This window comes from Mycobacterium sp. SMC-21 (genome assembly GCF_045310825.1).
In the GTDB taxonomy this organism is placed as follows: Bacteria; Actinomycetota; Actinomycetes; order Mycobacteriales; family Mycobacteriaceae; genus Mycobacterium.
In genome coordinates this window covers 23,812-46,326 of sequence record NZ_JBJIAO010000039.1, presented here as the reverse complement: position 1 = coordinate 46,326, position 22,515 = coordinate 23,812, and the positions used below count along the sequence as shown (strand labels likewise).

Here is a 22,515-nt window from a genome sequence, read left to right as displayed (position 1 = left end):
GGACTCGGCACCGACCGAATCAACTGGAACGGAGGTCGCCTGAAACAAGCCGATCCACAGGTATTGACAATTCCTCTGGAGACGGTTGTGGCACGGCTTAGCCGAGAAGACGCCGTTGACCTACTGCGCTCCCCGGTCGAGGAATCCGACGCCGCGTTCGCCAACCCAATCGGCCAGCTCATGCCCAGCCAGAGCCTCGGGTCCGCGCGGCCGAGTTCTGAGCCAAGTGTTGCTAACTGCTGTAGCCTTCAGTGATTGCGGTGAGCCCAAGAGGGGTATCCACAGAGAACGGACCAGGTCAGACGGCATTTCGCAGTGGGGAGCGTCACAACCGGGGTTGTTAGGAAACTGGAACACAACGGGCGTGTTCGTCGTTGAAAAGTGCGAGCAAATGAGGGAGAGTATCGACATGACCACATGGGAAGAGAAGGACGAGTTCTAGAGTCCACGCGCGTACTTCGCGAGAGGCCGCAGCCGAACTTGGCTGCGGCCTCTTTTTATGTGATCAACTATCTGGGCTTATGCGCGTCTATACGCGTCGAGCCGTGCTTGGTCGGACGACGCTCTACTGCCTCGCAGTAACTGCGACAGTAAAGATGGCTCGATCATTTGATAGAGGACAGAGAGCTCAGTAAACGCTCGGGTCTGGCGCTTCTCGACATCCTCCGCCTCTCTTGTAGCGATTATGTAAGGCAGGAACCGCTGGTACGTCCGTTCGATGATCGTCCCACCCCTGATGCGAAAGACTGCGTCGCTATAGACGCCAAGTACGGCTCCCGCTCCCAGTCTCTCAAGACCGTTCAGGATGTCCGTGATGTCACGGTCGACCGCAAGACACTGTTCTTCGGTCAAGTCGTTGCCGTCTTTGTCCACGAGTGTGCCATCACCTAACAGCGCTTTCCCCTGCTTCATGGTGAGGTTCTTCTCGCCAAGAACGTCAGTCACGCGGCGACGCGCTGCGCGAGTAGAGTCCGACCACTCTGTCCAAGCTTCGAGACTGTCCTTTTTCCTCATTCGGGAGCTGGAGTTGAAAGCACTGTAAGCGGTGACGAATAGGGCTCCGACTGCAATTGTTGCAGCGGCAGCTGGAAAGACCGATTCCTTATTCAAGTCGGCGTAGTACATGGCAGCGCAGCCTGCGGCGAGGAGAAGAATAACGCCCAGGGTCACCTTCGCTCCCGGTGACCACAGCCTCCAAGATTTCAACCTCAACCCGATACTCTTCTCTATGCTGAGTGTCTTTGAGGACGCATACATTACTCGCCGAAGGCAGACATTTAAGTGGATCGTCTGTTAGGCCCCGATGTTTAGCCGCACCTTCTACCGGCCAGCCGACCGGCACCGGTGGCAACTGGCGAGAAGTGCGGGTCACGGCGCACCGCCATTAGGGTTCCAAATGCACCGCGACGCCTGTTAGCAGGTGACCCCTCGAATCAGCGCCGGTTCCACCAGGAGAAGGTCGCCGCACCTCGGCTAGTTGACCGCGGGATTCGTACAGCGCGGGGTCGTCCGGCGGTCTCTTGCCGTCCTGGACTCGGCGGGGAGGGCAGCGGTGCGACCACGGAGCGTGTTTTGTTGGGGGTCGGCCGAAACCATCGGGAGTCGCCACGGAGTGGTGTGAATCCGCTACAAGAGCAACCGCTATCTGAGCGGCGCTCGCCGTCTGCGGCGCCGCCATCCCGGGTATTGCCACTCAGAGGGGTCGGGTTGGCTTTGAGTCCGTAAAGATCCAGCGCGTCCCACTGCAAGGCACGCTAAGCACCCGAGGCAGGGCGTGTCCGGCAGGAGCAACGGCGTGTTGTTCCTGCTCAGCGACTTGGACGCCATCGCGTTTATCTAGCGTCAGGCGGGGGAATGGAAAGGTGGCCAATCAGACTCGCCGACGATACACTCGCCGTTCTCGGCAACTGCGATGACGCGCCAACTGACCGGCGTGTACGCGGCTCGTTCGAGTCGGGCATTGACGCGGCGTCGGTGATGCTCTGAATTCCGGACCGCGCGATACTGGGCAGAGGCTTCGTGGACCTTGTACCAGGCTCGGAGATCGTTGTGCTTCTCGACATACTCACGTGCTTCTTGTCCGACCGCACCGTCAATCTGAGCACCGAACCACGTAATGAACTCGCGCACCCTTTGCGAGAAGAACGCAACTAGTGGCAGCAAGTCAATGATGTCGCCGTCATGTTCGGTGATGAAGGCACGCGAGGTCGCATTCCAGCCACTCCATTCGAGCAGCTTGTCTCGCGCTATTCCCACGGAGTTCGCCATCTGCATCGGACCCCCGCTGCCGCCGAGTGATCTGAATTGAGTAGCCACCGTCATGACGGGTGTGGCGTAGTGCAGCGAGTAATCACGCAGCTTGGTAAGAAAGACAATCCGCGCATCGCCAAGCAGCTCCAGACGCTTCGGATCCCAAACCGTGGTCTCCCATTTGGTCCGCTTCGGATCACTCCGGCCGCACTTTTCACATGAGCCGGCCTCTTCGACCGGGTCTGGCCACAGCCTGCGATGCACCACGCGCTGTGCATCACGCAGTCCAGCCAGCGCAGCCAGATAGTTGAGCAGAAGGCGGGCCGCCTCCTCGTCAAACTCTTCCGGCAGTTCGGTCGCAACCGTTGGCTGACCAACGAACTGGCCGAGGTGCGCACAAAGCTCCTCAGTGTTTCGGCTGAATAGCTTCGCCGCGCGGTTCAGCGACTCAGCCCATTCGTGGTAGACCTTGCCGGGCAACTGTTCGAGATGCGCACGACGCCTTTGGAATTCGGTCGCAAAGTCGGCAAACGCGGCCACCGGTCACGCCGCCAAAAGTTGGGTGTGCCTTTTGTGGCGGTAGACACCGTTGTTGACCTCGGTGTAGACGCGCTTGGGGACGGTGTCGATTTCGTCGCGCAGGTGCTCCGGGTACAGCTGCGGCGCACCTTCGCGGTGATACGCCGTCCATTCGGTGGACAGGTCCAGCGTCAGTTGCGGGAAGTCGTTGGTCGCGACCGCGCCGGTGGGTACGTCGACGATCGCCGGCACCGTGATGCCCTTGGGATAGTTCGGGTCGCGCTTGAAGTACGCGTCCTGCAGCCGCGGGATTTTCAGCACCGGGTCGACGCCGCCGGGGTCGAGGTCGAACGTCCAGCTGCGCTGATCGTGCGTCGGACCGCAAAAGCCAATGGACAGTACGTCTTCCAGCCCCAGCAGCCGGCGGACGATGATCGCCCGGTTGGCCCAGTGACAGGCCCGGGCGACGATCAACCGGTACCGGCCGGGTTCCACGGGGTACCCGTCACGACCGTCGGCTGTGATCCGGGTGCTGATGTAGTTGGTGTCGCGGGTGTACTCAGAACCTGGCTTGACGTAGGTCACGTCCCCAGTCTGCCCGCGAACAGTTGGCTTGTGTACGAGAAATCAGCCGACTCTCGAACACAAGCCAATGTTCGGCGCGTGGGTCAGGCGTCGAGTTCGCGCGCGACGGCCTTGACCACCTCGGACACCTTGCGGGCCGTCTTGCGATCGGGGTAACGGCCCCGGCGCAGCTCGGACTGCACGACATCCTCGAGGAGGGTGATCATGTCCGACACCATGCCGTGCAACTCGTCGGGCGTGTGCTTGTGCTCGGGGGCGGCCGCCTCGCGACGGGTGCGCGACAGGCTCGGCGGCGGGTCGATCAGCTTGAGGCTCAGCGCCTGCGGACCGCGGCGTCCGGCAGCGACGCCGAACTCGACGCGCTGGCCGGCCTTGAGACCTTCAACCCCGGCGGGCAGCGCCGAAGACCGGACGTAGACGTCCTCGCCCTCTTCCTGAGAGAGGAAGCCGAAGCCCTTCTCCGTGTCGTACCACTTAACCCGGCCGCTTGGCACTGGTCTCACCTGCTCGTTCTCAACATACGGTTACATAACGAAAGCGCCCCACCTCCGCAGGACGCGTTGTCGTTGATTCTACTCGGCCACCTCTGATCGCAGCATCCCCATTACTCAGTAGACTGAGAGTTCTACTTGCGGGAGGTGACATGCGCCTGGTCCTGAACATCATCTGGCTGGTTTTCGGTGGCTTCTGGCTGGCGCTCGGCTACTTCCTCGCCGCACTGATCTGCTTCATTCTCATCGTCACCATCCCGTTCGGCGTCGCCGCGGCCCGCATCGGCGTGTACGCGCTGTGGCCGTTCGGTCAGACGGTCGTCGACAAGCCCGGCCCGCGCCCAGGCGCCCTGGTCGGCAATGTGATCTGGCTGGTGTTGTGCGGCTGGTGGCTGGTGCTCGGCCACATCGCGACCGCCATCGCGCAGGCCCTGACGATCGTGGGTATCCCGCTGGCGCTGGCCAACCTCAAACTGATCCCGGTGTCGCTGCTGCCGCTCGGCAAGCAGATCGTCCCCGTCGACCAGATTCATGCCGAACCCACCTGGCCCACATCATCCCGTCGCTTCGCTCGCCCCGAACGATGACACTCACACCCCTCGGCCTCCCCACCGTCGCGCGGCCTGTCGGTCCGGCCCCCGCAACCGGGCCGCTGATCGACACGTACGGCCGTGTCGCCGCCGATCTGCGCGTGTCCGTCACCGACCGCTGCAATCTGCGCTGTACCTACTGCATGCCGGCCGAGGGCCTCGACTGGCTGCCCGGCGCCGACCTGCTCACTCTCGACGAGCTCACCCGGCTGATCCGGGTGGCCGTGACGCGCCTGGGCATCACGGGCGTGCGGTTCACCGGCGGTGAGCCACTCCTGGTTCCCTATCTCGAGGACGTCGTCGCGGCGGCGGCCGCGTTGCAACCACGTCCGGCCATCGCCGTGACGACCAACGGCATCGGATTGGCCAAGCGCGCGGCAGCGCTCAAGAAAGCCGGCCTCAATCGCGTCAACGTCTCCCTCGACACCCTGGACCCGGACCGATTCGCCGCCATCACCCGGCGCCGGCGGCTCTCCGACGTCCTCGACGGCCTGGCCGCCGCCAAGGCCGCCGGCCTGAGTCCCGTCAAGGTCAACGCGGTGCTCGATCCGGCAACGGGGCTCGACGATGCCCCGGCGCTGTTGCGCTTCTGTCTCGAGCACGGCTACCAGCTGCGGATCATCGAGCAGATGCCGCTCGATGCCGGGCACCACTGGCAGCGCGGTTCGGTCCTGCAGGCCGACCAGATTCTCGGGGCACTGCGCCGCGAATTCAGCTTGCGCCCGGACCCGGCGCCGCGGGGCTCGGCACCCGCCGAGCTCTGGCAGGTCCACGACGACGGCACGGTGCTGGGCACCGTCGGCGTCATCGCGTCCGTCTCCGCCGCGTTCTGCGGCACCTGCGACCGCACCCGGCTGACGGCCGACGGTCAGGTGCGCAGCTGCCTGTTCTCACAGCAGGAGACGGATCTACGGGCGTTGCTGCGAGGCGGCGCTGACGACGATGCGCTCGAGGCCGCCTGGCGGGCCGCGATGTGGGCCAAGCCGGCGGGTCATGGAATAAACGATCCGGGTTTTGTCCAGCCGGACCGCCCGATGAGTGCGATCGGCGGCTGAGGGTGGCTGAATTGGTGGTGACGGTGCGCTATTTCGCCGCCGCGAAGGCCGCAACCGGAATCGAGACCGAAACGTTGCAGCTCAATGAGGGTGTAACCGTCCGTGATCTGGTGAACTCCATTGGTACCCGTGGGGCAGATGTGGCAAAAGTGCTCTCACGCTGCTCATTCCTGCGCGACGGCGTCGCCGTCCGCGATCTGGACACCGCGCTGGCGACGGCCGAGACGCTCGATGTCCTACCCCCCTTCGCCGGCGGCTAATTGTGAAATGCCTCACATAACGAATCGGTAACGACCTGGCTGTGGCGCCTCTGACCCGCAACAACACCTGCGAAAACGCCGAATCAGCCAGCGGCTTTAAAGTCCTCTCATAATTTGCTCGGGCCCGAAACGCCCAAAATCCGTCGAGGTGACGGAACCCAACTGACCCGATACCGTCGTCTCTCAAGCCAGAGCGACCCTTTGGCACCCGCACTTGAAACGCCTAGCTCCATCCATCAGGTGCGGCCGACGACAACCCGTGGATGGAGGCGGGGGACCCAACCGGTCCACCGAGGAAATCAGGACCAGGAGCTTCGGCTCCTTGGGGTGAAGCCTGCTCTGCAGGCCGGGCAACCTCTCCAGCCCGAACCCGACAGCTGACCTCGCAGGCGTTGACGAGAGGACTGCTTTTTTCATGAGTGGACGCCACCGTAAACCGACCACGTCCAGTGTCTCTGTCGCCAAGATCGCCTTCACCGGCGCGGTTCTTGGTGGCGGCACCATCGCCCTCGCCGCACAGGCTTCCGCCGCGACCGACGGCGAATGGGACAAGGTAGCCCGCTGCGAATCCGGCGGGAACTGGGCCATCAACACCGGCAACGGCTACCAGGGCGGGCTGCAGTTCTCGCCCAGCACCTGGAGCGCCCACGGCGGTGGCGAGTACGCGCCCGCCGCCAACATGGCCAGCAAGGACCAGCAGATCGCCGTCGCCGAGCGCGTCCTGGCCAGCCAGGGCCGCGGTGCGTGGCCGGTCTGCGGCACGGGCCTGTCCGGTGCCACCCCGCGCAACGTCGTGAAGAACAACCCGGCGCCGGCCCCGGCCGCCGCCCCGCTGGACAACCCCGAGCTCAACGCCGCGGCCGACCCGGCCCCGGTGCAGGAGGCCGCCGCTCCGCTGGACGCGCCCGCCCCTGAGGCCCCCGAGGGTCCGGCGATCGTCAACGTCGCGAACGAAATCCCCGCCCCTGAGGCCCCCGCCCTGGACGTGCCCGAGGCTCCCGCTCCCGCCCCCGAGGCTCCGGCCCCGGCCCCCGAGGCGCCCGTCGTCGAAGCACCTGCCCCGGAAGCCCCCGTCGAGGCCCCGGCGCCCGTGATCCAGGCCGCCAACTGGGACACCACCGACGCGCCCGCCGAGCCCGGCGTCTGGGCCCTGCACGCCAAGCAGGACCTGCCGGTCGAGCCGGCCCCGGTCGTCGACGCCCCGGCCCCGGCTCCGGCCCCTGTTGCCGACGCCGCGGCTCCCGCGCCGGCCGCCCCGGCCGCGCTGCAGACCCCGCCGAACGGCACGCCGCACCTCGCCAGCCCGACCAACCTGCCCCCGGGCTCGACCATGGACGCGCCCGAGACGGGCGACAGCGCCAACATGAGCTACCTCAAGCAGCTGTGGCACGCGGTCCAGAACAACGACATCTCGGGTCGTGACGCCCTGCTCGCCGTCGCCTCGACGCGCACCGGCGCCCCCGGCGGCAGCATCCCGGCCCCGCCGAACGCTCCGGCGCCCGGCCCGGCCCCGATCGTCGACGCCCCGCCGGCTCCGTAATACAGACAAAGAGAATCGCCCCGGTCATCGACCGGGGCGATTTCTTTTCGTTGGTCAGCGTGTGACGCCGGAGAAGTACGTGAGTTCAATCAGTGGGCGACCAGCGGGCGGATATTGCACTCAGGGACTGCCGACGCCCGAAATACGTACCTGGCGTCAATCACGGCGGCTGCGCGCGGCGGTGATTGACGCTATGTACTTCCGTGCCCGTCTTCGGGCGAGCCGAGCGGGAACACGATCTCAGGCCGAGCCGACCCATTCGTCGGTGCCATCGGTGAAGAACTGGTGCTTCCAGACCGGCAGCCGCTCCTTGACGGTGTCGACCAGGAGCGCACAGGTGCGGAATGCCGCCGCGCGGTGATCGGCCGATACCGCCGCGACGAGAGCGGCGTCGCCGATGTTGAGCACGCCGATCCGGTGGCTGACCGCGATGGCCCGCACGCCTTCGGAGGCGGCGGCGACGTCGGCGGCGACCTCAGCCAGGACGTCGGCGGCCGACGGGTGCGCCGAGTACTCCAGCCGCGTCACCCCGCGACCGCCGTCATGGTTGCGCACGACACCGGCGAAGCTCACGACGGCACCGGCGGAGCTGTGGTCGACCAGCGCCTCGTGGGACGCGACATCGATCGGCGATTCACTGAGGTCGGCGCGGAGCACGATCACCCGGCATGGTCCTTTCCGCTGAGCTGGTCGAGCGCGTGGTCCAGCACTCCGGCCAGCACGCCCAGCCCGTCCTTCACTCCCCCGGACGAGCCCGGCAGGTTCACGATCAGCGTCCGGCCGGCGACGCCGCACACACCACGCGACAGCACCGAGGTCGGGACGTGCGGCAGCCCCGACTGCCGGATCGCGTCGGCCAGCCCGGGGATTTGGTAGTCGAGGACCTCGAGCGTGGCCTGCGGGGTGGCGTCGGTCGGCGAGATTCCCGTGCCGCCGGAGGTGAGGACGACGTCCACGTCGTCGGCGATCGCGCGGCGCAGTTCGGCGCCCACCGGGGCGCCGTCGGTGACGACGACGGGCGCGGGCACGTCGAACCCGCGCTCAGTGAGCCAGGCGACGATGAGCGGGCCGGTGCGGTCCGCGTAGACCCCGGCGGCGGCGCGGGTGGAGGCGATGACGACGCGGGCGGAGCGGGTCATGCCCGTTCCCAGAGACCGGTCTTGCCGCCCTCCTTGCGCAGCACCCGAATGTCGTCGATGCGCGCGGCCGGGTCGACGGCCTTGATCATGTCGTACAGCGTCAGCGCCGCGACGCTGACGGCGGTGAGGGCTTCCATCTCGACGCCGGTGCGGTCCGTGGTGCGCACGGTGGCGGTGATGCCGATGGCGTCACCGCTCGCACTGGTCTCGAAGGCCACCTCGACCTTGGTGAGCGCCAGCTGGTGGCACAGCGGGATCAGGTCGCTGGTGCGCTTGGCGGCCATGATGCCGGCGACGCGGGCGGTCGCGAGCGCGTCACCTTTGGGCAGTCCACCGCTGGTGATGAGGTCGACGACGTCGGTGTGGGTGTGCAGGACGCCCGCCGCGACCGCGGTACGCCGGGTGGCGTCCTTGGCGGACACGTCGACCATGTGGGCCGCACCCGTTTCGTCCAGGTGCGAGAGCTCCACGGCTACTTGTTGACGACGGTGACCGGGTGCATGTACGGCAGCTTCTCGGCCGGCAGCGGGAACTCCAGGTCGCCGAACGGCGAGAGCGCGCCGGTACGGTCGGTTGCCAGCTCGCTCACGGCGTGGTCGTCGCCGGACACCTCGGGCCAGCCATTGTCGACGTACTGGTTCTTCTTCTTGTCAGCCACGGAGACATTGTGGCAGGCGCTGCGCCCGCTGGCGAGGCCGGGCGCCGGAGGACGCGCGGAGGACAAAGTCACCTGCTTTACGCTGGTCAGCAATGATCGACGAATCCCCGGGTGTGCCGCTGGGCTCCTGGCTGGCCGACATGTCGGACGCGCAGCTGGTGCAGCTGCTCAGCGTCCGGCCCGACCTCACCCAACCGCCGCCGGCAACCCTGTCGGCGCTGGCGGCCCGCGCCCAGTCGCGGCAATCGGTCAAGGCCGCGACCGACGATCTCGATTTTCTTCAGCTGGCCGTACTGGATGCGCTGCTGACGTTGCAGGCCACCACCATCGCCGTGCCGACCGGGGCGCTGTTCAAACTGCTGGCCGGGCGCGCCAACAAGAAGGTCGTCACCTCGGCGCTCGACGAGCTGCGCACCCGCGGGCTGGTGTGGGGCGGCGACACGGTGCGGGTGGTCTCGGAGGCGGCGTCGGTGCTGCCCTGGTATCCCGGACAGGTCACCGTCGAGGACCCCGACGCCGACGGCATCGCCGCGAAGCTGGCCGCGATCGACACACCACAGCGGGAACTGCTGGAGCGGCTGGCCGACGGATCCCCGATCGGCCGGACGAAGGACGCGGCCCCCGGGACCGCACCCGACCGTCCGGTGCCGCAACTGATCGCGGCCGGGCTGCTGCGCCGCATCGACGACGAGACGGTGATCCTGCCGCGGCTCGTCGGGCAGGTGCTGCGGGGCCAGGCACCGGGGCCGACGACGCTGACACCACCGGCACCGTCGACACCCGTACTCGCGGAGCAGGACGTCGACGCGGCTGCGGCCGGTTCGGCCATCGACCTGCTCCGTGAGGTGGAACTGGTCCTCGAAACCCTTTCGGCGACACCGGTTCCCGAGCTGCGCAGCGGGGGCCTCGGGGTCCGCGACGCCAAGCGGCTGACGAAGGTCACCGGCATCGACGAAGGCCGGCTGTCACTGATCCTGGAGCTGTGCGCAGCAGCGACGCTGATCGCGTCGGGCATCCCCGACTCCGATGACTACGACGACGGCCCCTACTGGGCGCCGACCGTTGCCGCGGACCGGTTCATCGAATCGAGCGCCGCGACGCGTTGGCACCTGCTGGCCACCACCTGGCTGGACCTGCCGTGCCGTCCCGGCCTGGTGGGCAAGCGCGGCCCCGACGGCAAACCCTATGCCGCCCTGACCAATGCGCTGTATTCGTCGGCCGCGCCGCTGGACCGCCGGCTGCTGCTGACGGTGCTCGCCGAGCTGCCGCCGGGCGGCACCATGGACACCGCCACCGCCTCGGCGGCGATGCTGTGGCGCCGGCCGCGCTGGACCGCCCGGCTGCAACCCGAGCCCACCGACGAACTGCTCACCGAGGCACACGCTTTGGGCATGGTCGGCCGCGGCGCCATCGCCGGGCCCATCCGGCTGCTCCTGGCCGGTGCACCCGAGGAAGAGGTCGTCGCCGCGATGGCGGCGGCACTGCCCGACCCGATCGACCACTTCCTGCTGCAGGCCGATCTGACGGTCGTCGTCCCGGGGCCGCTGGAACGTGACCTCGCCGACCAGCTGGCGACCGTCGCCGACATCGAATCTGCCGGCGCGGCAACGGTTTACCGCATCAGCGAGCAGTCCATCCGCCGCGCCCTCGACACCGGCCGGACCGCCAGCGAGATCCACACCCTGTTCGCCCGGCACTCCAAAACGCCGGTGCCGCAGGGCCTCACCTACCTGATCGACGACGTGGCCCGCCGGCACGGGCAGCTGCGGGTCGGCATGGCGTCGTCGTTCATCCGCTGTGAGGACCCGGCGTTGCTGGCGCAGGCGCTGGCCTCGCCCACGCTCGAGCAGCTGAGCCTGCGGGCCCTGGCCCCCACTGTCGCGGTGTCCCCCGCCCCGATCGCCGATGTGCTGGCCGGCCTGCGCACTGCGGGCTTCGCCCCGGCCGCCGAGGACTGGTCGGGCACCATCGTCGACCTGCGCCCACTCGGTGCCCGCGTCTCCACGCCCATCCATCGGCGCACGTTCCGGCACCCGCAGGCGCCCAACGAGAAGACGCTCGGCGCCATCGTCGCCGTCCTGCGGCAGACCGGCCGTGGCGGCAACGGCGAGCGACTCGACCCGGCGGCCGCCATCTCGCTGCTGACCGACGCCGCGCTGACGCAGTCGTCGGTGGTCATCGGGTATGTCGACGCCGCGGGAGTGGCCACGCAGCGGGTGGTGGCGCCGGTCAACGTCCGCGGCGGCCAGCTGACGGCCTACGACCCGGCCGCCGGGCGGGTCCGCGAATTCGCGATCCACCGGGTGACCTCGGTGGTTGCGCCGGAATAACGCGTGCCGTGGTCCCGTTGCTCTCGCGGGTGGGAGGCCCGGCTCGCGGGGAAATGGACAACTCGCGCGCGTCTGGATAATGGATCGGATGGCTTGCGAGCAATTGATGGAGTGGATGGCGCATGACTGACGGACCCCTGATCGTCCAGTCGGACAAGACCGTGCTGCTCGAGGTCGACCACGAGCAGGCCGGGGCGGCGCGGGCGGCGATCGCGCCGTTCGCCGAGCTGGAGCGTGCGCCCGAGCACGTGCACACCTACCGGATCACGCCGCTGGCGCTGTGGAACGCGCGCGCCGCGGGCCACGATGCCGAGCAGGTCGTCGACGCGTTGGTCTCGCACTCGCGGTATGCGGTGCCGCAGCCGCTGCTGGTCGACATCGTCGACACCATGGGCCGCTACGGGCGCCTGCAGCTGGTGAAGCACCCGGCACACGGACTGACGCTCGTGAGCCTGGACCGCGCGGTGCTCGCCGAGGTGCTGCGCAACAAGAAGATCACCCCGATGCTGGGGGCCCAGATCGACGACGACACCGTCATCGTCCACCCGTCCGAGCGCGGCCGGGTCAAGCAGATGCTGCTCAAGATCGGCTGGCCCGCAGAGGATTTGGCGGGCTACGTCAACGGCGAGGCGCACCCGATCGCGCTGGAGCAGGACGGCTGGAAACTGCGTGACTACCAGGAACTGGCCGCGGATTCGTTCTGGTCGGGCGGCTCCGGCGTCGTGGTCCTGCCGTGTGGCGCGGGCAAGACGATGGTCGGTGCGGCCGCCATGGCCAAGGCCGGCGCGACGACGCTGATCCTGGTCACCAACACCGTCGCGGGCCGGCAGTGGAAGCGCGAGCTCATCGCGCGGACCTCGCTGACCGAGGAAGAGATCGGCGAGTACTCCGGTGAGCGCAAGGAGATTCGGCCCGTCACCATCGCGACGTACCAGGTGATCACGCGCCGCACCAAGGGCGAGTACAAGCACCTCGAGCTGTTCGACAGCCGCGACTGGGGCCTGATCATCTACGACGAGGTGCACCTGCTGCCCGCGCCGGTGTTCCGGATGACGGCAGATCTGCAGTCCCGGCGCCGACTCGGCTTGACTGCCACCCTGATTCGCGAGGACGGCCGTGAGGGCGATGTGTTCTCGCTGATCGGCCCGAAGCGGTACGACGCGCCGTGGAAGGACATCGAGGCGCAGGGCTGGATCGCGCCGGCCGAGTGCGTCGAGGTCCGGGTCACCATGACCGAGAACGAGCGCATGACGTACGCGACGGCCGAGCCCGAGGAGCGCTACAAGCTGTGCTCGACGGCGCACACCAAGATCGCGGTGGTGAAGTCGATCCTGGCCCGGCATCCCGACGAGCCGACCCTTGTGATCGGCGCCTACCTGGACCAGCTGGAGGAACTCGGACAGGAGCTGGACGCCCCGGTGATCCAGGGCTCGACCAAGAACGCCGAACGTGAGGCCCTGTTCGACCAGTTCCGGTCGGGCGAGATCCGCACGCTGGTGGTGTCGAAGGTCGCCAACTTCTCCATCGACCTGCCGGAAGCGTCTGTGGCCGTTCAGGTTTCGGGCACGTTCGGGTCACGGCAGGAGGAGGCCCAGCGCCTCGGCCGGCTGCTGCGCCCCAAGGCTGACGGCGGCGGCGCGGTGTTCTACTCGGTGGTCTCGCGCGACAGCCTCGACGCCGAGTACGCCGCACACCGTCAGCGCTTCCTCGCCGAACAGGGCTACGGCTACGTCATCAAGGACGCCGACGACCTGCTGGGACCGGCTATCTAGCCAGTCCCAGCAATCAGGTGCGGCCGTGACCGCTGGGGACTACGCTCGTCGCAGTTCGCCCCACCCGCGGAGGTCACGGATGACGTACGACTACGACTGGCTGGTCATCGGATCCGGTTTCGGCGGCAGCGTCTCGGCGCTGCGGCTGGCCGAAAAGGGTTATCGCGTAGCGGTTCTCGAATGCGGCCGCCGCTTCGAGGATGCCGACTTCGCGGACGAGACCAAGGACGCCAAGAACTACTACTGGGCGCCGCAGGTCGGGATGCGCGGCATCCTCCGGCTGACACTGTTCAAGGACATCTTCATCGGCTCGGGCTGCGGTGTCGGCGGCGGCAGCCTGGGGTACGCGAACACGCTCTACCGGGCATTCCCGAATTTCTACGAGAGCCCGCAGTGGAAAGGGCTGGCCGACTGGGAGGCCGAACTCGCGCCGCACTACGACGAGGCGGAGCGCATGCTCGGTGTCGTCGAGTACGACGATGACGGACCGGCGGACCTGCTGTTGAAGGAGTACGGCGAGGCGATCGGCGTCGGCGACACGTACCGGCGGGCACATGTCGGGGTGTTCCTGGGGCAGCCGGGAAAGACGGTGCCGGACCCGTACTTCGGTGGCGACGGCCCCGACCGCACGGGGTGCATCAAGTGTGGTTCGTGCATGGTCGGCTGCCGCCACGGCGCCAAGAACACCTTGCGGAAGAACTATCTGTGGTTCGCCGAGAAACTCGGCGTGCAGATTTTCAGCGAGCGCGCGGTGACCGACATCAAGCCGCTCGACGCCGACGGTTCGGCGGGATACGAAGTGACACACCAGAAGAGCGGCGCGTGGGGCAAGCGCACTGCCGAGAAGCTGCGCGCCCGTGGCGTCGTCGTCGCAGCCGGCGCGCTGGGCACCAACCGCCTCCTGCAGCGCTGCAAGCTCAGCGGTTCACTGCCCAACATCTCCGATCGGCTCGGCTATGTGGTGCGTACCAACAGCGAATCGATCATGGCGGTGATGGCGCCCAAGGACTACCCCGACGACTTCACACACTCGATCGCGATCACCTCGAGCATCTACACCGACCCGTCCACGCACATCGAGGTCGTCACCTACGGCAAGGGCGGGGACACCCAGTCGCTGCTGTTCAATCTGATGATCGAGGCGGGCAAGCGGGGCACCCGGCCGCTGCACTTCCTGGCCGCCGCCGCGAAGAACCCGAAAGCGGCGCTGGCGGCCTGGAAGATCAAGGACACGTCGCGGCGCGTGATCATCCTGCTGGTCATGCAGTCCATCGACAACGCGATGCGCCTCAAGGTGAAGATGCGCCTCCCCAACGGCAACGTCGCCCTGACCACCGAGCAGGACCCCGACAACCCCAATCCCGACTTCGTGCCGGCCGCCTACGACGCGGCAAAGTGGTTTGCCCGCCGCATGGGCGGCGTCGCCTATTCCGGTGTGACAGAAGGCATTTTCGCGATCCCGTCGACAGCGCACATCCTCGGCGGCGCGGTGATCGGCGAGTCCCCCGAGACCGGTGTCGTCGACAGCCGCAACCACGTCTTCGGCTACGAGAACCTTCTGGTCACCGATGGTGCGGCCGTTCCGGCGAATGTAGGCGCCAATCCGAGCCTGACGATCACCGCGCTCGCCGAGCGCGCGATGACGTTCATCCCGGCTAACGCGCCGGCTGTTTGACGACGGTCAGCAGCACCACCGAGTCGGCGAGCGCCTTGAGGCTGTGCCGGGTGGACGGGATGATGAGATGGTCGCCGGCCATGCCGTCCCAACTGGCCTGTTCGGCGACGAGGCGCACGCGGCCCTGCAGCACCTGAAGCGTGGCCTCGCCGGGGCTCTCGTGCTCGCCCAACTCGTTGCCGTCGGCGAGAGCGATCAGCGTCTGCCGCAATGCATGCTCGTGGCCGCCGAAGACCGTGTGAGCGCTGCGCCCGCCATTTCCATCGCGCGCGATGTCCAGATGCTGGCGGGCCAGCGCAGTCAGCGAGATTTTCTCCATGCCTCAAATATCCGCTTCAGCAATGCCCGCCGGAACCGTTTGACGGTTTAAATCACGCGCAGCGAATCCCCCTCGCCGGGGAAGCGACGACGCAGTGCATCGAGCATCCGCTGCACCTCCAGCACCCTCCGGCGCAGGGCCAGCAGAGCGTCCGTCGGGGACTCCACCGCCGGCTGCGCGGTGGCTTGCGCGCGCCGCGATCGCCGCTCCAACACCGTCATCTGGTCTTCCAGATCAGCGATCTCGTCGAGCAGCAGTGCCGCGAACAGGCGCGATTGAGCCAGGTCCGCGCGGTGGGCGGGCCGGGCCTCGGCATCGAACCGCGACCGCCCACCCACGGCGCCGGTGCGCACCGTGCGCCGGGTGGCCGTGGCATTGGAAGGGATCGGCACCGGGGCGGCTCGGCGTCCGGTTTCGCGCATCGTCGGCAACATGGCGCAATGATCACCGAGACTGCACCTTTGCGCTACCAGCCGTTCATCTTCCGGACCGCAATCGGACACCTTCGAGGAAAGGCTCAACGGAGCGCGGTGGGCCGCCCGAAGCGGGCCGGCACGCCCGGTGAGAACAACGCGCGCAACGGCGGCCCCACCGGCACCACACCGCTGGCGGGCACCAGATCGTCGGTCAGCTCGACCACCTCGGCCTGGCGCAGCGGCCAGGTGGGGTGTTCGTTGGGCACCCACCAGGTCCGGCCGGCCTTGCGGGTGTGCGCACCCCACCGCGCGGTCAACCACACCTCCAACGGCGTGGGGTCGACGGGCGCGCCGATGGCCAGCTCCGCCAGGGTCCGCAGACCGCGCTCCGGCCACCGACGCGTGCCGGCGTAGGTGATCCGATCAGCGGTGCGGGTGACGCGCAATTTGGCCCAGGTGTACGGCACTCCCATGCCGAGCCGCGTCGCCCCGACGACCGCGAGCCGCGTCGTCTCCAGCGACCGGAACAGCACCCCGTGCCGGCCGGCGGCGTCCACCGAATAGAGCCGCACGTTCGTTTCGGCGAAGGTCCCGAAGTACGGCAGCGGCACACCGCCGGCCACCGCCGACCGGTGCATGACGAACGGCACCAAGCCGACGTATGTCAGCCCGTCGGAGAAGATGTCCGGCGCGGTGCCGGGCGGGTACAGGTGCGCGACGCTCGCCGGATCGACGGGCCAGTGCAGGAACGTGAGGTCACCCCAGAACTGTTCGACCCACACCGGCGGCCGCAGCGGCGGTGCGTCGACCAGAAACCCGTCCATGCTCGCTAATCACTGAGTGCGGGGATGACGTCGCGCTCGAACGCCTCGATGCTCGACCTGTCGTAGGCGGCCTCCGGGAAGTACACGATGGCGTACTCGCTGCCGAGATCCTTGATCTTCCGCAGCGTCTCGATGACCTGTTCGGTTGTGCCGCAAGCGGAGTCGGGCGAGGTCAGGTTCTTGACCATCGCGTCGACGGCTGCTTCGTGCGCGACGGTGACCTGGCGGTCCCGGATCCGGGCGATGCGCGCGGCGACGTCGGCCTCGGACTCCCCGATCACCACGTTGAAGTTGGCCGAGCGGACGATGCCGTCGTAGTCGGTGCCGACCTCACGGCAATGCTGTTGCAGGACTTCGGATTTGTGCGCGAAGCCATCGGGCTCGGAGGTGAAGTTGGTGTACTGCGCGTACTTCGCGGCGATCTTGAGTGTCACCTTCTCACCGCCGCCCGCAATCCACAGCGGAATGCCCTTGTCCTGCAACGGCTTGGGCTGCACGATGGCGCCGTCGACCTGGTAATGCCTGCCGTCGAAGCTCACGACGCCGTCACGCCAGGCGGTGCGCATGATCTGCACGCCTTCGCCGAGCCGGGCGAGTCGCACACCGGCCGACGGGAAGCCGTAACCGTAAGCGCGCCATTCGTGTTCGTACCAGCCGCCACCGATGCCCATCTGCACCCGGCCGCCGGAGATGATGTCGGTGGTCGCCGCCACCTTCGCCAGATACGCCGGGTTGCGGTAGCTGATCGCCGTACACATCTGGCCCAGCTTGATCCGCGAGGTCGTGGCGGCGTATGCCGCCATCAGCGTCCACGCCTCGTGCGTGGCCTCTGCCGTCGGCATCGGCACGGTGTGGAAATGGTCGTAGACCCACAGCGAATCCCAGGGTCCGGCGTCGGCGTAGGTGGCGAGGTCACGCATCACCTGCCATTGGTCCTGTGGCGCGATCCCCACCAGATCGAGTCGCCAACCTTGCGGGATGAACAATCCGAAGCGCATGGTCCCGACTTTATGCAATACGTGCGGGCCGCTCCACGAAACGGCGTCGGGAACCCTCACGGCCCGGGCTTAGGCTGAAGACCATGGCACCCGAATTGCGCGTCGATCCGCAGGTTCTGACGGCCGCGGCGAGCACCATGGCGTCGTGCGGCTCCGCGGTCGGCGGAGCCAAGCCGGGAGAATCGCTGAATTCGGCCGCGGCCGGCATGTCCGGGCTCGCCTCCGGCGCCGCCTGTCAGCGTGTCGGCCCGGTGCTGAACACCGATTGCGAGAACCTCGGCAAGGCCGTCACCGGCTTCGCCGACTCGCTGCGCACCGCGGCCGCCAACTACCAGAGCACCGACGCCGCGGCGGGCAACGCCATCGGCACGACGATGCCGGGACGCTGATCAGCCCGGCAGGCGGTTGTTGATCCGCAGGCCCGCGAACAGCGCGAGCACCAGCACGAAGAACCCGACGCGCGTCCAACTGCCGCTGGCGTCGCCGCGGATGGTCTGGTAGCCGATCTGCTCCTGCAGATTGGCATACACACGGGTCAACTGATCGAGGGTCTCGGCGCGGAACGACTCGCCGCCGGTGACCTTCGCGATCTTCTGCAGCGACAGGTCATCGGTCGGGACCGGCACTTCCTGCCCCTCGTAGGTGATGACACCCGACGGTGTACCGAACGAGATGGTCGAGATCACGACGTCCTGGTCCTTGGCCGCGCGGGCCGCCGTCAGTGCGCCGCGCGGGTCGTTCGGGTCCGCCGGCACGGTTTCCTTACCGTCCGACATCAGCACGATGTGCGCGGGCGGCGGACCGTCACCGCCGCCCATGACCGCGTCGAGCGTGGCGATGGCCTGCAAGGCCGTGAAGATGCCCTCGCCGGTCGCGGTGCGCGGCGACGGCTCCAGGGTGTCGATGGTGCGCGCCACGACGTCGTGATCGCTGGTCGGCGCGACCAGCATCGTTGCGCTGGACGAGAATTGGACGAGGCCGACGCTGATCCCGGTCGTCAGGCCCTTGACGAACGTCTTGCCGGCGCTTTTCGCCGCCTCGATGCGGCTGGGCTTGACGTCGGTGGCGATCATCGATTCGGAGACGTCGATGACGAGCATGACGACGGCGCGGTTACGCGGAATCCGGATGTCGTGGGTCGGTCCGGCCATGGCGGTGGTGAGAAAGACCAGCGAGACCACCAGCAGCACCGCCGGCAGGTGCCGCCACCGCGACCGGGTCTTCGGCCGTGCCGCGACGACCTGCTCCAGGAGCTCGGTGTTGGCGAACCGCAGCACCCGCTTGCGACGGGCCTTGCGCAGCAGCAGATAGATCGCGACGGCGCCGACGACGGCGATCAGGTACAGGAAGAACCAACCGCTCGAGAACCCGGACAGCGTCAGTGGCCCGATAAAGGGGATCTCCAACAGGCACTCTCCGTTGCGTTCGGCGTCGATCGCTCAGACCGATATGGGGCAATCGTACCGACGCGGACGAGTGCGGCACCGGATGCGGCTGGTTCCGGACTCGAACAGCCCGTCACTCCGGCAGCCCGAGCGCGGCCATGGCGCCGTCGACCGTCGCGCGTCTCAACTGGTCGACCGGCACGTCCGGGAACTGCAGGCAGCAGTCCTGGAGACCGCCGAACGCGATGACGGCGCGAGTCGACTGTTCCAGGGTGGGCCGACGACCGAAGACCAGCTTGCCCAGCCGCTCGCGCCAGGCCAGCATGCTGTCGATGAGCCCCAGATCGGCGAGCGTGGTCAGGTCGGTGACGATCAGCAGCAGATCGGCCCGGTGCCGGTAGTGGAAGTCGAAATAGCCCTGCAGCAGCTGGCGCGGGGTGGCGCGGGCCGAGCCGCGCAGGCGTTCGCGGGCAGCGACGAATTCCTCGCCCTCGTCGATCAACGGCTGCAGGATGCTGCGCACGAGGTCCTCACGCGAGGTGAAGTGGTAGTACAGCGCGGGTTTACTGATGCCCAGCCGGTCGGCGATGTCCTGCAGGCTGGTGCGCTGCACGCCCTTCTGACTGAATAGCTCGCGCGCCACATTCTGGATGCGCGACCGAGTCTCGGACGGGGTTCTCGCCACGTAGCCACCCTAACTTACTTAACGGGCGGTAAGCTGACCGCACATCACTTACCGACCGTTAAGTAAATGCGGAGGACTCCATGAAGGTGCTCATCTCCGGCGCCAGCATCGCCGGCCCGGTCCTGGCCTACTGGCTGTCCCGCAACCGATTCGACGTGACGGTGGTCGAACGCGCACCGGCCCTGCGCAAGACCGGCGGCCATGCCGTCGACCTGTTCCGCCCGGCGATGGAAATCTCCGAACGCATGGGCGTGTTGGACCGCATCGAGGCGCGGGCCACCGGGACGACCGCCCTCACGCTCAACCGTCCACCCCGCACCCGGTGGACCCACATCGATTACGTCAAGCTCATCGGGGCCATGTCCGACCGGCACGTCGAGATCATGCGTGACGACCTCTGCCAGGCGTACTACGACGCCGTCCGCGACGACGCCGAGTTCCGCTTCGGGGACCAGCTCACGTCGATCACCGACGCCGGGGAGGTGACGTTCGAGAACGGCGCGCCAGAGCGCTACGACCTGGTGATCGGCGCCGACGGTCTGCACTCCGGGGTCCGGCAGCTGACCTTCGGCGACCAGGCCCGGGAGGTGTTTCTCGGTGGCTATCTGGCGGTGGTGTCGGTGCCGAAAATGCTTGCGCCCAAAGGTGAGATGAGCGGATACCTGGCGCCGCGGAAGATCGCCATGGTGTACAGCGCCGACCACCTCGACGATGCACGGGCGGTGTTCATGTTCCGGACCGATGAGCCCCTCGACTACCACTACCGCGACATCGCCGCGCAAAAGCGGCACCTGCGCGCGGCGTTCGAGGGCGTGAGCCACGAGGTCGACCACTGGCTGGGCGAGCTCGACACCACCCCGGCGTTCTACTTCGACGCCATCACCCAGTTGGAGATGAGCACCTGGTCCCGGGGCCGGGTAACGCTGGTCGGCGATGCCGGGTACTGCCCGGGGCCGGGGGTCTGCGGCAGCACCAGTTTGGCGGTGTACGGCGCGTACGTGCTGGCGCATTCCCTGGCGGCGGCCCGCGGCGATCACACTGCCGCGTTCGCCGCCTACGAGCGGACCATGGCCGCGCCGGTGGCCGGCAGCCGCACCATGGCACGGGTCAACGCCAAGACCATCGTGCCCGAGTCTGCTTGGGGCGCAAGAACACTCCTCGGTGTCGGACGGGCCATATCGGTGTTGCCGCATGCCCTGACCGGGCGACTGGCCCGGCTCAACGCGAAGGGCGTCCGGCTGTACGACACCATGCCGCTGCCCGACTGACGTCTGCGCATGTGGCCGAAGCCGCTGCGGCGTCACCCTTTTTCGCTACGTTGGATTCATGGCCCTTTCCAAGGATGAACGCGAACAATTTCTGGCCGAACCACACATCGGGGCACTGTCCGTCAACGCCGGCGCGGACCGAGGTCCCCTGACGGTGCCGATCTGGTACCAGTACACCCCCGGCGGCAAACTGTGGCTGCTGACCGGTCTCGGCTCCCGCAAACACAAGCTGATCGAGGCGGCCGGACACCTGTCGTTGATGGCCGAGCGGCTGGAGCCGTCGGTCCGCTACGTCGCGGTCGACGGTCCGGTGCTCAGCATCGAGACGGGCACCGACGAGCAGCTGGTCGAGATGGCCGAACGGTACCTCGGTAAAGAGAAGGCCCCGGCCTATCTCGAGATGGCCCGGCGCGAGCACGGCCCCAGCGTGACCGTCACCGTCGACCCGAAGCACTGGCTGTCGGCCGACCTCGGGGCGCTGTGATGCCATGTCGTCCCGACAACGCCTGTTCCGGGTCTTCTACCGGCTCGGCTTCACACCGTGGGACGGGCATCCGCTAGCCACCAGCCTGCGTGAGCTGGTCGAGGGTGACGGTGCCCTGCCCCCGGGCACCGCGCTCGACATCGGTTGCGGCACCGGCGACAACGCGTTGTACCTGGCCGGGCTCGGCTGGGACGTCACCGGCATCGACTACGTCGCGAAGGCGGTCGAGAAGGCGCGCGCCAAAGCCGCCAAGCGGGACACCGCGGCGCCGGGCTCGGTGCGGTTCGACCACGCCGATGCCACCCGGCTCACCGGCCAGGGCATCGGCGCTGATTTCGCGCTGATCGTCGACAACGGGTGCCTGCACGGCATGAGCGCCGACGACCGCGACGCCTACGTGGGCGAGGTGACGGCGGTCGCGGCCGCGGACGCGCGCCTGCTGATCGTCGCGTTCGTGCCAGGTGCGTCGTTCGGGGTGCCCGGGATCGACCCGGCCGAGGTGGAACGTCGCTTCGCACTCGGGTGGACGCTGCTCGACAGCGGCGACGAACCGGGCCTCGACCACAATGGCAAGAACCCGGCGCGGTACTACCTGTTCGCGCGGCGGCGTACCTGAAGTTTCGCGGTCAGTGACCGTCATCTGCTGGGCACTTGACAAGCAATCACCTTGCGCGCGTTGACATTGCGTCTGCGCACACAAAGTGCGAGTAGACAAGTGCGTGGTTGCACAGTCAACGAGGGCCGCACATCGATCGTGCGGCTACGCACACAAAACCCGAGTACACGTGTGTGTAGGCGCAGGGTCAATGGCGGGCAAGGTCCACGCCGCCGGGCGTAGCGTGGCCGCATGGCCGAACTTTCCGACGATGTGATCGCGTTTCTGTCCGAGGGCACGCGCACCGCGGTGCTGGGCTGGGTCGCCACCGATGGGCGACCGCTCGCCGCACCCATATGGTTCGTGGTGGATGACGGCGCGCTCGTGTTCAACACCGGCAAGGACACGGCCAAGGGCCGCGCGCTGGCCCGCGACCCGCGGGTGGTGTTGTGCGTCGACGACACGTCGCCGCCCTATGCGTTCGTCCAGGTTCAGGGTGTCGCGGCCATCAGCGAGGATCCCGACGAGCTGCTCGACATCGCCACCCGCACCGGCGGCCGCTACATGGGCGCCGACCGCGCCGAGGAATACGGTCGCCGCAACGGCGTTCCCGGCGAACTCGTGGTCCGGGTGAAACCGACGAAAGTCATTGCCGCATTTGATGTGGCGGAGTGAGG

The 22,515-nt window shown here is 67.6% G+C and carries 26 protein-coding genes, 1 pseudogene and 1 riboswitch; of the genes and pseudogenes, 13 read left to right on the top strand and 14 right to left on the bottom strand.

The window, feature by feature from the left end; all coding sequences use genetic code 11:
* On the top strand, nt 1-255 hold a 255-nt coding region (locus ACJH6H_RS25185), incomplete at its 5' end, for a hypothetical protein (protein WP_406776060.1).
* Between the two features lie 264 nt (nt 256-519).
* Here the strand turns inward: ACJH6H_RS25185 and ACJH6H_RS25180 are convergent.
* The 4 genes and pseudogenes from ACJH6H_RS25180 to ACJH6H_RS25165 all read right to left on the bottom strand — a co-directional run bounded on the left by ACJH6H_RS25180 (nt 520) and on the right by ACJH6H_RS25165 (nt 3,848).
* Nucleotides 520-1,170: a hypothetical protein gene (locus tag ACJH6H_RS25180; protein ID WP_346414773.1), complete on the bottom strand. Its 651-nt coding sequence runs from the start codon at nt 1,168-1,170 to the stop codon at nt 520-522.
* 672 nt (nt 1,171-1,842) lie between these two features.
* Nucleotides 1,843-2,790: a hypothetical protein gene (locus ACJH6H_RS25175; protein WP_346416342.1), complete on the bottom strand. Its 948-nt coding sequence runs from the start codon at nt 2,788-2,790 to the stop codon at nt 1,843-1,845.
* A 36-nt stretch (nt 2,791-2,826) separates the two neighbouring features.
* Nucleotides 2,827-3,354: pseudogene (locus ACJH6H_RS25170) on the bottom strand (glutathione S-transferase family protein); the annotation flags it as partial.
* An 83-nt stretch (nt 3,355-3,437) separates the two neighbouring features.
* Nucleotides 3,438-3,848: a cold-shock protein gene (locus ACJH6H_RS25165; protein WP_053854517.1), complete on the bottom strand. Its 411-nt coding sequence runs from the start codon at nt 3,846-3,848 to the stop codon at nt 3,438-3,440.
* A 149-nt stretch (nt 3,849-3,997) separates the two neighbouring features.
* On the opposite strand from ACJH6H_RS25165, the gene ACJH6H_RS25160 reads away from it, so the two are divergent.
* The 4 genes from ACJH6H_RS25160 (at nt 3,998) to ACJH6H_RS25145 (ending at nt 7,290) form a co-directional block, all read left to right on the top strand.
* On the top strand, nt 3,998-4,432 hold the full coding sequence (locus ACJH6H_RS25160; protein ID WP_212813210.1) for a YccF domain-containing protein: 435 nt from the start codon (nt 3,998-4,000) through the stop codon (nt 4,430-4,432).
* The gene (gene moaA, locus ACJH6H_RS25155; RefSeq protein ID WP_406776059.1) at nt 4,429-5,490 is read left to right on the top strand and encodes a GTP 3',8-cyclase MoaA; all 1,062 of its coding nucleotides are present in this window, start codon (nt 4,429-4,431) and stop codon (nt 5,488-5,490) included. The genes ACJH6H_RS25160 and moaA overlap by 4 nt, the downstream gene beginning before the upstream one ends.
* A 2-nt stretch (nt 5,491-5,492) precedes the next feature.
* On the top strand, nt 5,493-5,750 hold the full coding sequence (locus ACJH6H_RS25150) for a MoaD/ThiS family protein (protein WP_020098885.1): 258 nt from the start codon (nt 5,493-5,495) through the stop codon (nt 5,748-5,750).
* 210 nt (nt 5,751-5,960) lie between these two features.
* Nucleotides 5,961-6,157, top strand: a riboswitch (cyclic di-AMP (ydaO/yuaA leader).
* Nucleotides 6,158-6,165: 8 nt separating this feature from the next.
* A complete protein-coding gene (locus ACJH6H_RS25145; protein WP_346416339.1) occupies nt 6,166-7,290 on the top strand; it encodes a transglycosylase family protein in 1,125 nt (374 codons plus the stop codon).
* Nucleotides 7,291-7,530: 240 nt separating this feature from the next.
* Here ACJH6H_RS25145 and ACJH6H_RS25140 read toward each other — a convergent pair whose 3' ends face one another.
* Genes ACJH6H_RS25140 through ACJH6H_RS25125 form a run of 4 tightly spaced genes read right to left on the bottom strand, consistent with a single transcriptional unit; the run spans nt 7,531 to nt 9,087 of the window.
* The gene (locus ACJH6H_RS25140; RefSeq protein WP_346416338.1) at nt 7,531-7,953 is read right to left on the bottom strand and encodes a molybdenum cofactor biosynthesis protein MoaE; all 423 of its coding nucleotides are present in this window, start codon (nt 7,951-7,953) and stop codon (nt 7,531-7,533) included.
* The gene (locus ACJH6H_RS25135) at nt 7,950-8,429 is read right to left on the bottom strand and encodes a MogA/MoaB family molybdenum cofactor biosynthesis protein (RefSeq protein WP_346416337.1); all 480 of its coding nucleotides are present in this window, start codon (nt 8,427-8,429) and stop codon (nt 7,950-7,952) included. The genes ACJH6H_RS25140 and ACJH6H_RS25135 overlap by 4 nt, the downstream gene beginning before the upstream one ends.
* Nucleotides 8,426-8,860: a cyclic pyranopterin monophosphate synthase MoaC gene (gene moaC / locus ACJH6H_RS25130; protein ID WP_346416344.1), complete on the bottom strand. Its 435-nt coding sequence runs from the start codon at nt 8,858-8,860 to the stop codon at nt 8,426-8,428. Before moaC ends, ACJH6H_RS25135 begins: the two co-directional genes overlap by 4 nt.
* 41 nt (nt 8,861-8,901) lie before the next feature.
* Nucleotides 8,902-9,087 carry a hypothetical protein gene (locus ACJH6H_RS25125; protein WP_110811866.1) on the bottom strand — a complete coding sequence of 62 codons (186 nt, stop codon included), beginning with the start codon at nt 9,085-9,087 and terminating at the stop codon, nt 8,902-8,904.
* 92 nt (nt 9,088-9,179) lie between these two features.
* Between ACJH6H_RS25125 and ACJH6H_RS25120 the strand changes: the two genes are divergently transcribed.
* From ACJH6H_RS25120 to ACJH6H_RS25110, 3 genes are all read left to right on the top strand, one after another.
* Nucleotides 9,180-11,417: a helicase-associated domain-containing protein gene (locus tag ACJH6H_RS25120; protein ID WP_406776058.1), complete on the top strand. Its 2,238-nt coding sequence runs from the start codon at nt 9,180-9,182 to the stop codon at nt 11,415-11,417.
* A gap of 122 nt (nt 11,418-11,539) precedes the next feature.
* Nucleotides 11,540-13,189, top strand: a complete 1,650-nt coding sequence (locus tag ACJH6H_RS25115) for a DNA repair helicase XPB (protein ID WP_064986642.1) — start codon at nt 11,540-11,542, stop codon at nt 13,187-13,189.
* Nucleotides 13,190-13,268: 79 nt separating this feature from the next.
* Nucleotides 13,269-14,864: an FAD-dependent oxidoreductase gene (locus ACJH6H_RS25110; protein WP_406776057.1), complete on the top strand. Its 1,596-nt coding sequence runs from the start codon at nt 13,269-13,271 to the stop codon at nt 14,862-14,864.
* Here the strand turns inward: ACJH6H_RS25110 and ACJH6H_RS25105 are convergent.
* From ACJH6H_RS25105 to ACJH6H_RS25090, 4 genes are all read right to left on the bottom strand, one after another.
* Entirely contained in the window at nt 14,845-15,183 is a 339-nt protein-coding gene (locus ACJH6H_RS25105; protein ID WP_020098876.1) for a cupin domain-containing protein, read from the bottom strand. The genes ACJH6H_RS25110 and ACJH6H_RS25105 overlap by 20 nt on opposite strands.
* 47 nt (nt 15,184-15,230) lie before the next feature.
* A complete protein-coding gene (locus ACJH6H_RS25100) occupies nt 15,231-15,617 on the bottom strand; it encodes a hypothetical protein (protein ID WP_406776056.1) in 387 nt (128 codons plus the stop codon).
* Between the two features lie 83 nt (nt 15,618-15,700).
* On the bottom strand, nt 15,701-16,423 hold the full coding sequence (locus tag ACJH6H_RS25095; RefSeq protein ID WP_346416332.1) for a DUF2071 domain-containing protein: 723 nt from the start codon (nt 16,421-16,423) through the stop codon (nt 15,701-15,703).
* Between the two features lie 5 nt (nt 16,424-16,428).
* Nucleotides 16,429-17,421, bottom strand: coding sequence for an LLM class F420-dependent oxidoreductase (locus tag ACJH6H_RS25090; protein ID WP_406776055.1), 993 nt, complete (start codon nt 17,419-17,421; stop codon nt 16,429-16,431).
* An 83-nt stretch (nt 17,422-17,504) separates the two neighbouring features.
* On the opposite strand from ACJH6H_RS25090, the gene ACJH6H_RS25085 reads away from it, so the two are divergent.
* Nucleotides 17,505-17,810, top strand: coding sequence for a type VII secretion target (locus ACJH6H_RS25085; RefSeq protein WP_406776054.1), 306 nt, complete (start codon nt 17,505-17,507; stop codon nt 17,808-17,810).
* Here the strand turns inward: ACJH6H_RS25085 and ACJH6H_RS25080 are convergent, their stop codons facing one another.
* Complete coding sequence (locus tag ACJH6H_RS25080) at nt 17,811-18,827, bottom strand: VWA domain-containing protein (RefSeq protein WP_406776053.1); 1,017 nt, start codon at nt 18,825-18,827, stop codon at nt 17,811-17,813.
* A 112-nt stretch (nt 18,828-18,939) separates the two neighbouring features.
* A complete protein-coding gene (locus ACJH6H_RS25075; RefSeq protein ID WP_406776052.1) occupies nt 18,940-19,491 on the bottom strand; it encodes a TetR/AcrR family transcriptional regulator in 552 nt (183 codons plus the stop codon).
* Between the two features lie 80 nt (nt 19,492-19,571).
* On the opposite strand from ACJH6H_RS25075, the gene ACJH6H_RS25070 reads away from it, so the two are divergent.
* The 4 genes from ACJH6H_RS25070 (at nt 19,572) to ACJH6H_RS25055 (ending at nt 22,513) form a co-directional block, all read left to right on the top strand.
* Nucleotides 19,572-20,759, top strand: a complete 1,188-nt coding sequence (locus ACJH6H_RS25070; protein WP_406776051.1) for an FAD-dependent monooxygenase — start codon at nt 19,572-19,574, stop codon at nt 20,757-20,759.
* Between the two features lie 58 nt (nt 20,760-20,817).
* Entirely contained in the window at nt 20,818-21,243 is a 426-nt protein-coding gene (locus ACJH6H_RS25065) for a pyridoxamine 5'-phosphate oxidase family protein (protein WP_064859740.1), read from the top strand.
* A gap of 4 nt (nt 21,244-21,247) precedes the next feature.
* A complete protein-coding gene (locus ACJH6H_RS25060) occupies nt 21,248-21,859 on the top strand; it encodes a bifunctional 2-polyprenyl-6-hydroxyphenol methylase/3-demethylubiquinol 3-O-methyltransferase UbiG (protein ID WP_064859741.1) in 612 nt (203 codons plus the stop codon).
* Between the two features lie 231 nt (nt 21,860-22,090).
* Nucleotides 22,091-22,513: a PPOX class F420-dependent oxidoreductase gene (locus ACJH6H_RS25055; RefSeq protein WP_064859742.1), complete on the top strand. Its 423-nt coding sequence runs from the start codon at nt 22,091-22,093 to the stop codon at nt 22,511-22,513.
* Nucleotides 22,514-22,515: the final 2 nt, after the last annotated feature.

What these genes read in the sequence shown, in the direction of transcription:
- ACJH6H_RS25095 (WP_346416332.1), bottom strand. Translation starts at nt 16,423, where the DNA reads ATGGACGGGTTTCTGGTCGACGCACCGCCGCTGCGGCCGCCGGTGTGG.
- ACJH6H_RS25100 (WP_406776056.1), bottom strand. Translation starts at nt 15,617, where the DNA reads ATGTTGCCGACGATGCGCGAAACCGGACGCCGAGCCGCCCCGGTGCCG.
- ACJH6H_RS25085 (WP_406776054.1), top strand. Translation starts at nt 17,505, where the DNA reads ATGGCACCCGAATTGCGCGTCGATCCGCAGGTTCTGACGGCCGCGGCG.
- moaC (WP_346416344.1), bottom strand. Translation starts at nt 8,860, where the DNA reads ATGGTCGACGTGTCCGCCAAGGACGCCACCCGGCGTACCGCGGTCGCG.
- ACJH6H_RS25090 (WP_406776055.1), bottom strand. Translation starts at nt 17,421, where the DNA reads ATGCGCTTCGGATTGTTCATCCCGCAAGGTTGGCGACTCGATCTGGTG.
- ACJH6H_RS25060 (WP_064859741.1), top strand. Translation starts at nt 21,248, where the DNA reads ATGTCGTCCCGACAACGCCTGTTCCGGGTCTTCTACCGGCTCGGCTTC.
- ACJH6H_RS25105 (WP_020098876.1), bottom strand. Translation starts at nt 15,183, where the DNA reads ATGGAGAAAATCTCGCTGACTGCGCTGGCCCGCCAGCATCTGGACATC.
- ACJH6H_RS25065 (WP_064859740.1), top strand. Translation starts at nt 20,818, where the DNA reads ATGGCCCTTTCCAAGGATGAACGCGAACAATTTCTGGCCGAACCACAC.
- ACJH6H_RS25055 (WP_064859742.1), top strand. Translation starts at nt 22,091, where the DNA reads ATGGCCGAACTTTCCGACGATGTGATCGCGTTTCTGTCCGAGGGCACG.
- ACJH6H_RS25145 (WP_346416339.1), top strand. Translation starts at nt 6,166, where the DNA reads ATGAGTGGACGCCACCGTAAACCGACCACGTCCAGTGTCTCTGTCGCC.
- ACJH6H_RS25120 (WP_406776058.1), top strand. Translation starts at nt 9,180, where the DNA reads ATGATCGACGAATCCCCGGGTGTGCCGCTGGGCTCCTGGCTGGCCGAC.
- ACJH6H_RS25160 (WP_212813210.1), top strand. Translation starts at nt 3,998, where the DNA reads ATGCGCCTGGTCCTGAACATCATCTGGCTGGTTTTCGGTGGCTTCTGG.
- ACJH6H_RS25135 (WP_346416337.1), bottom strand. Translation starts at nt 8,429, where the DNA reads ATGACCCGCTCCGCCCGCGTCGTCATCGCCTCCACCCGCGCCGCCGCC.
- ACJH6H_RS25070 (WP_406776051.1), top strand. Translation starts at nt 19,572, where the DNA reads ATGAAGGTGCTCATCTCCGGCGCCAGCATCGCCGGCCCGGTCCTGGCC.
- moaA (WP_406776059.1), top strand. Translation starts at nt 4,429, where the DNA reads ATGACACTCACACCCCTCGGCCTCCCCACCGTCGCGCGGCCTGTCGGT.
- ACJH6H_RS25115 (WP_064986642.1), top strand. Translation starts at nt 11,540, where the DNA reads ATGACTGACGGACCCCTGATCGTCCAGTCGGACAAGACCGTGCTGCTC.
- ACJH6H_RS25110 (WP_406776057.1), top strand. Translation starts at nt 13,269, where the DNA reads ATGACGTACGACTACGACTGGCTGGTCATCGGATCCGGTTTCGGCGGC.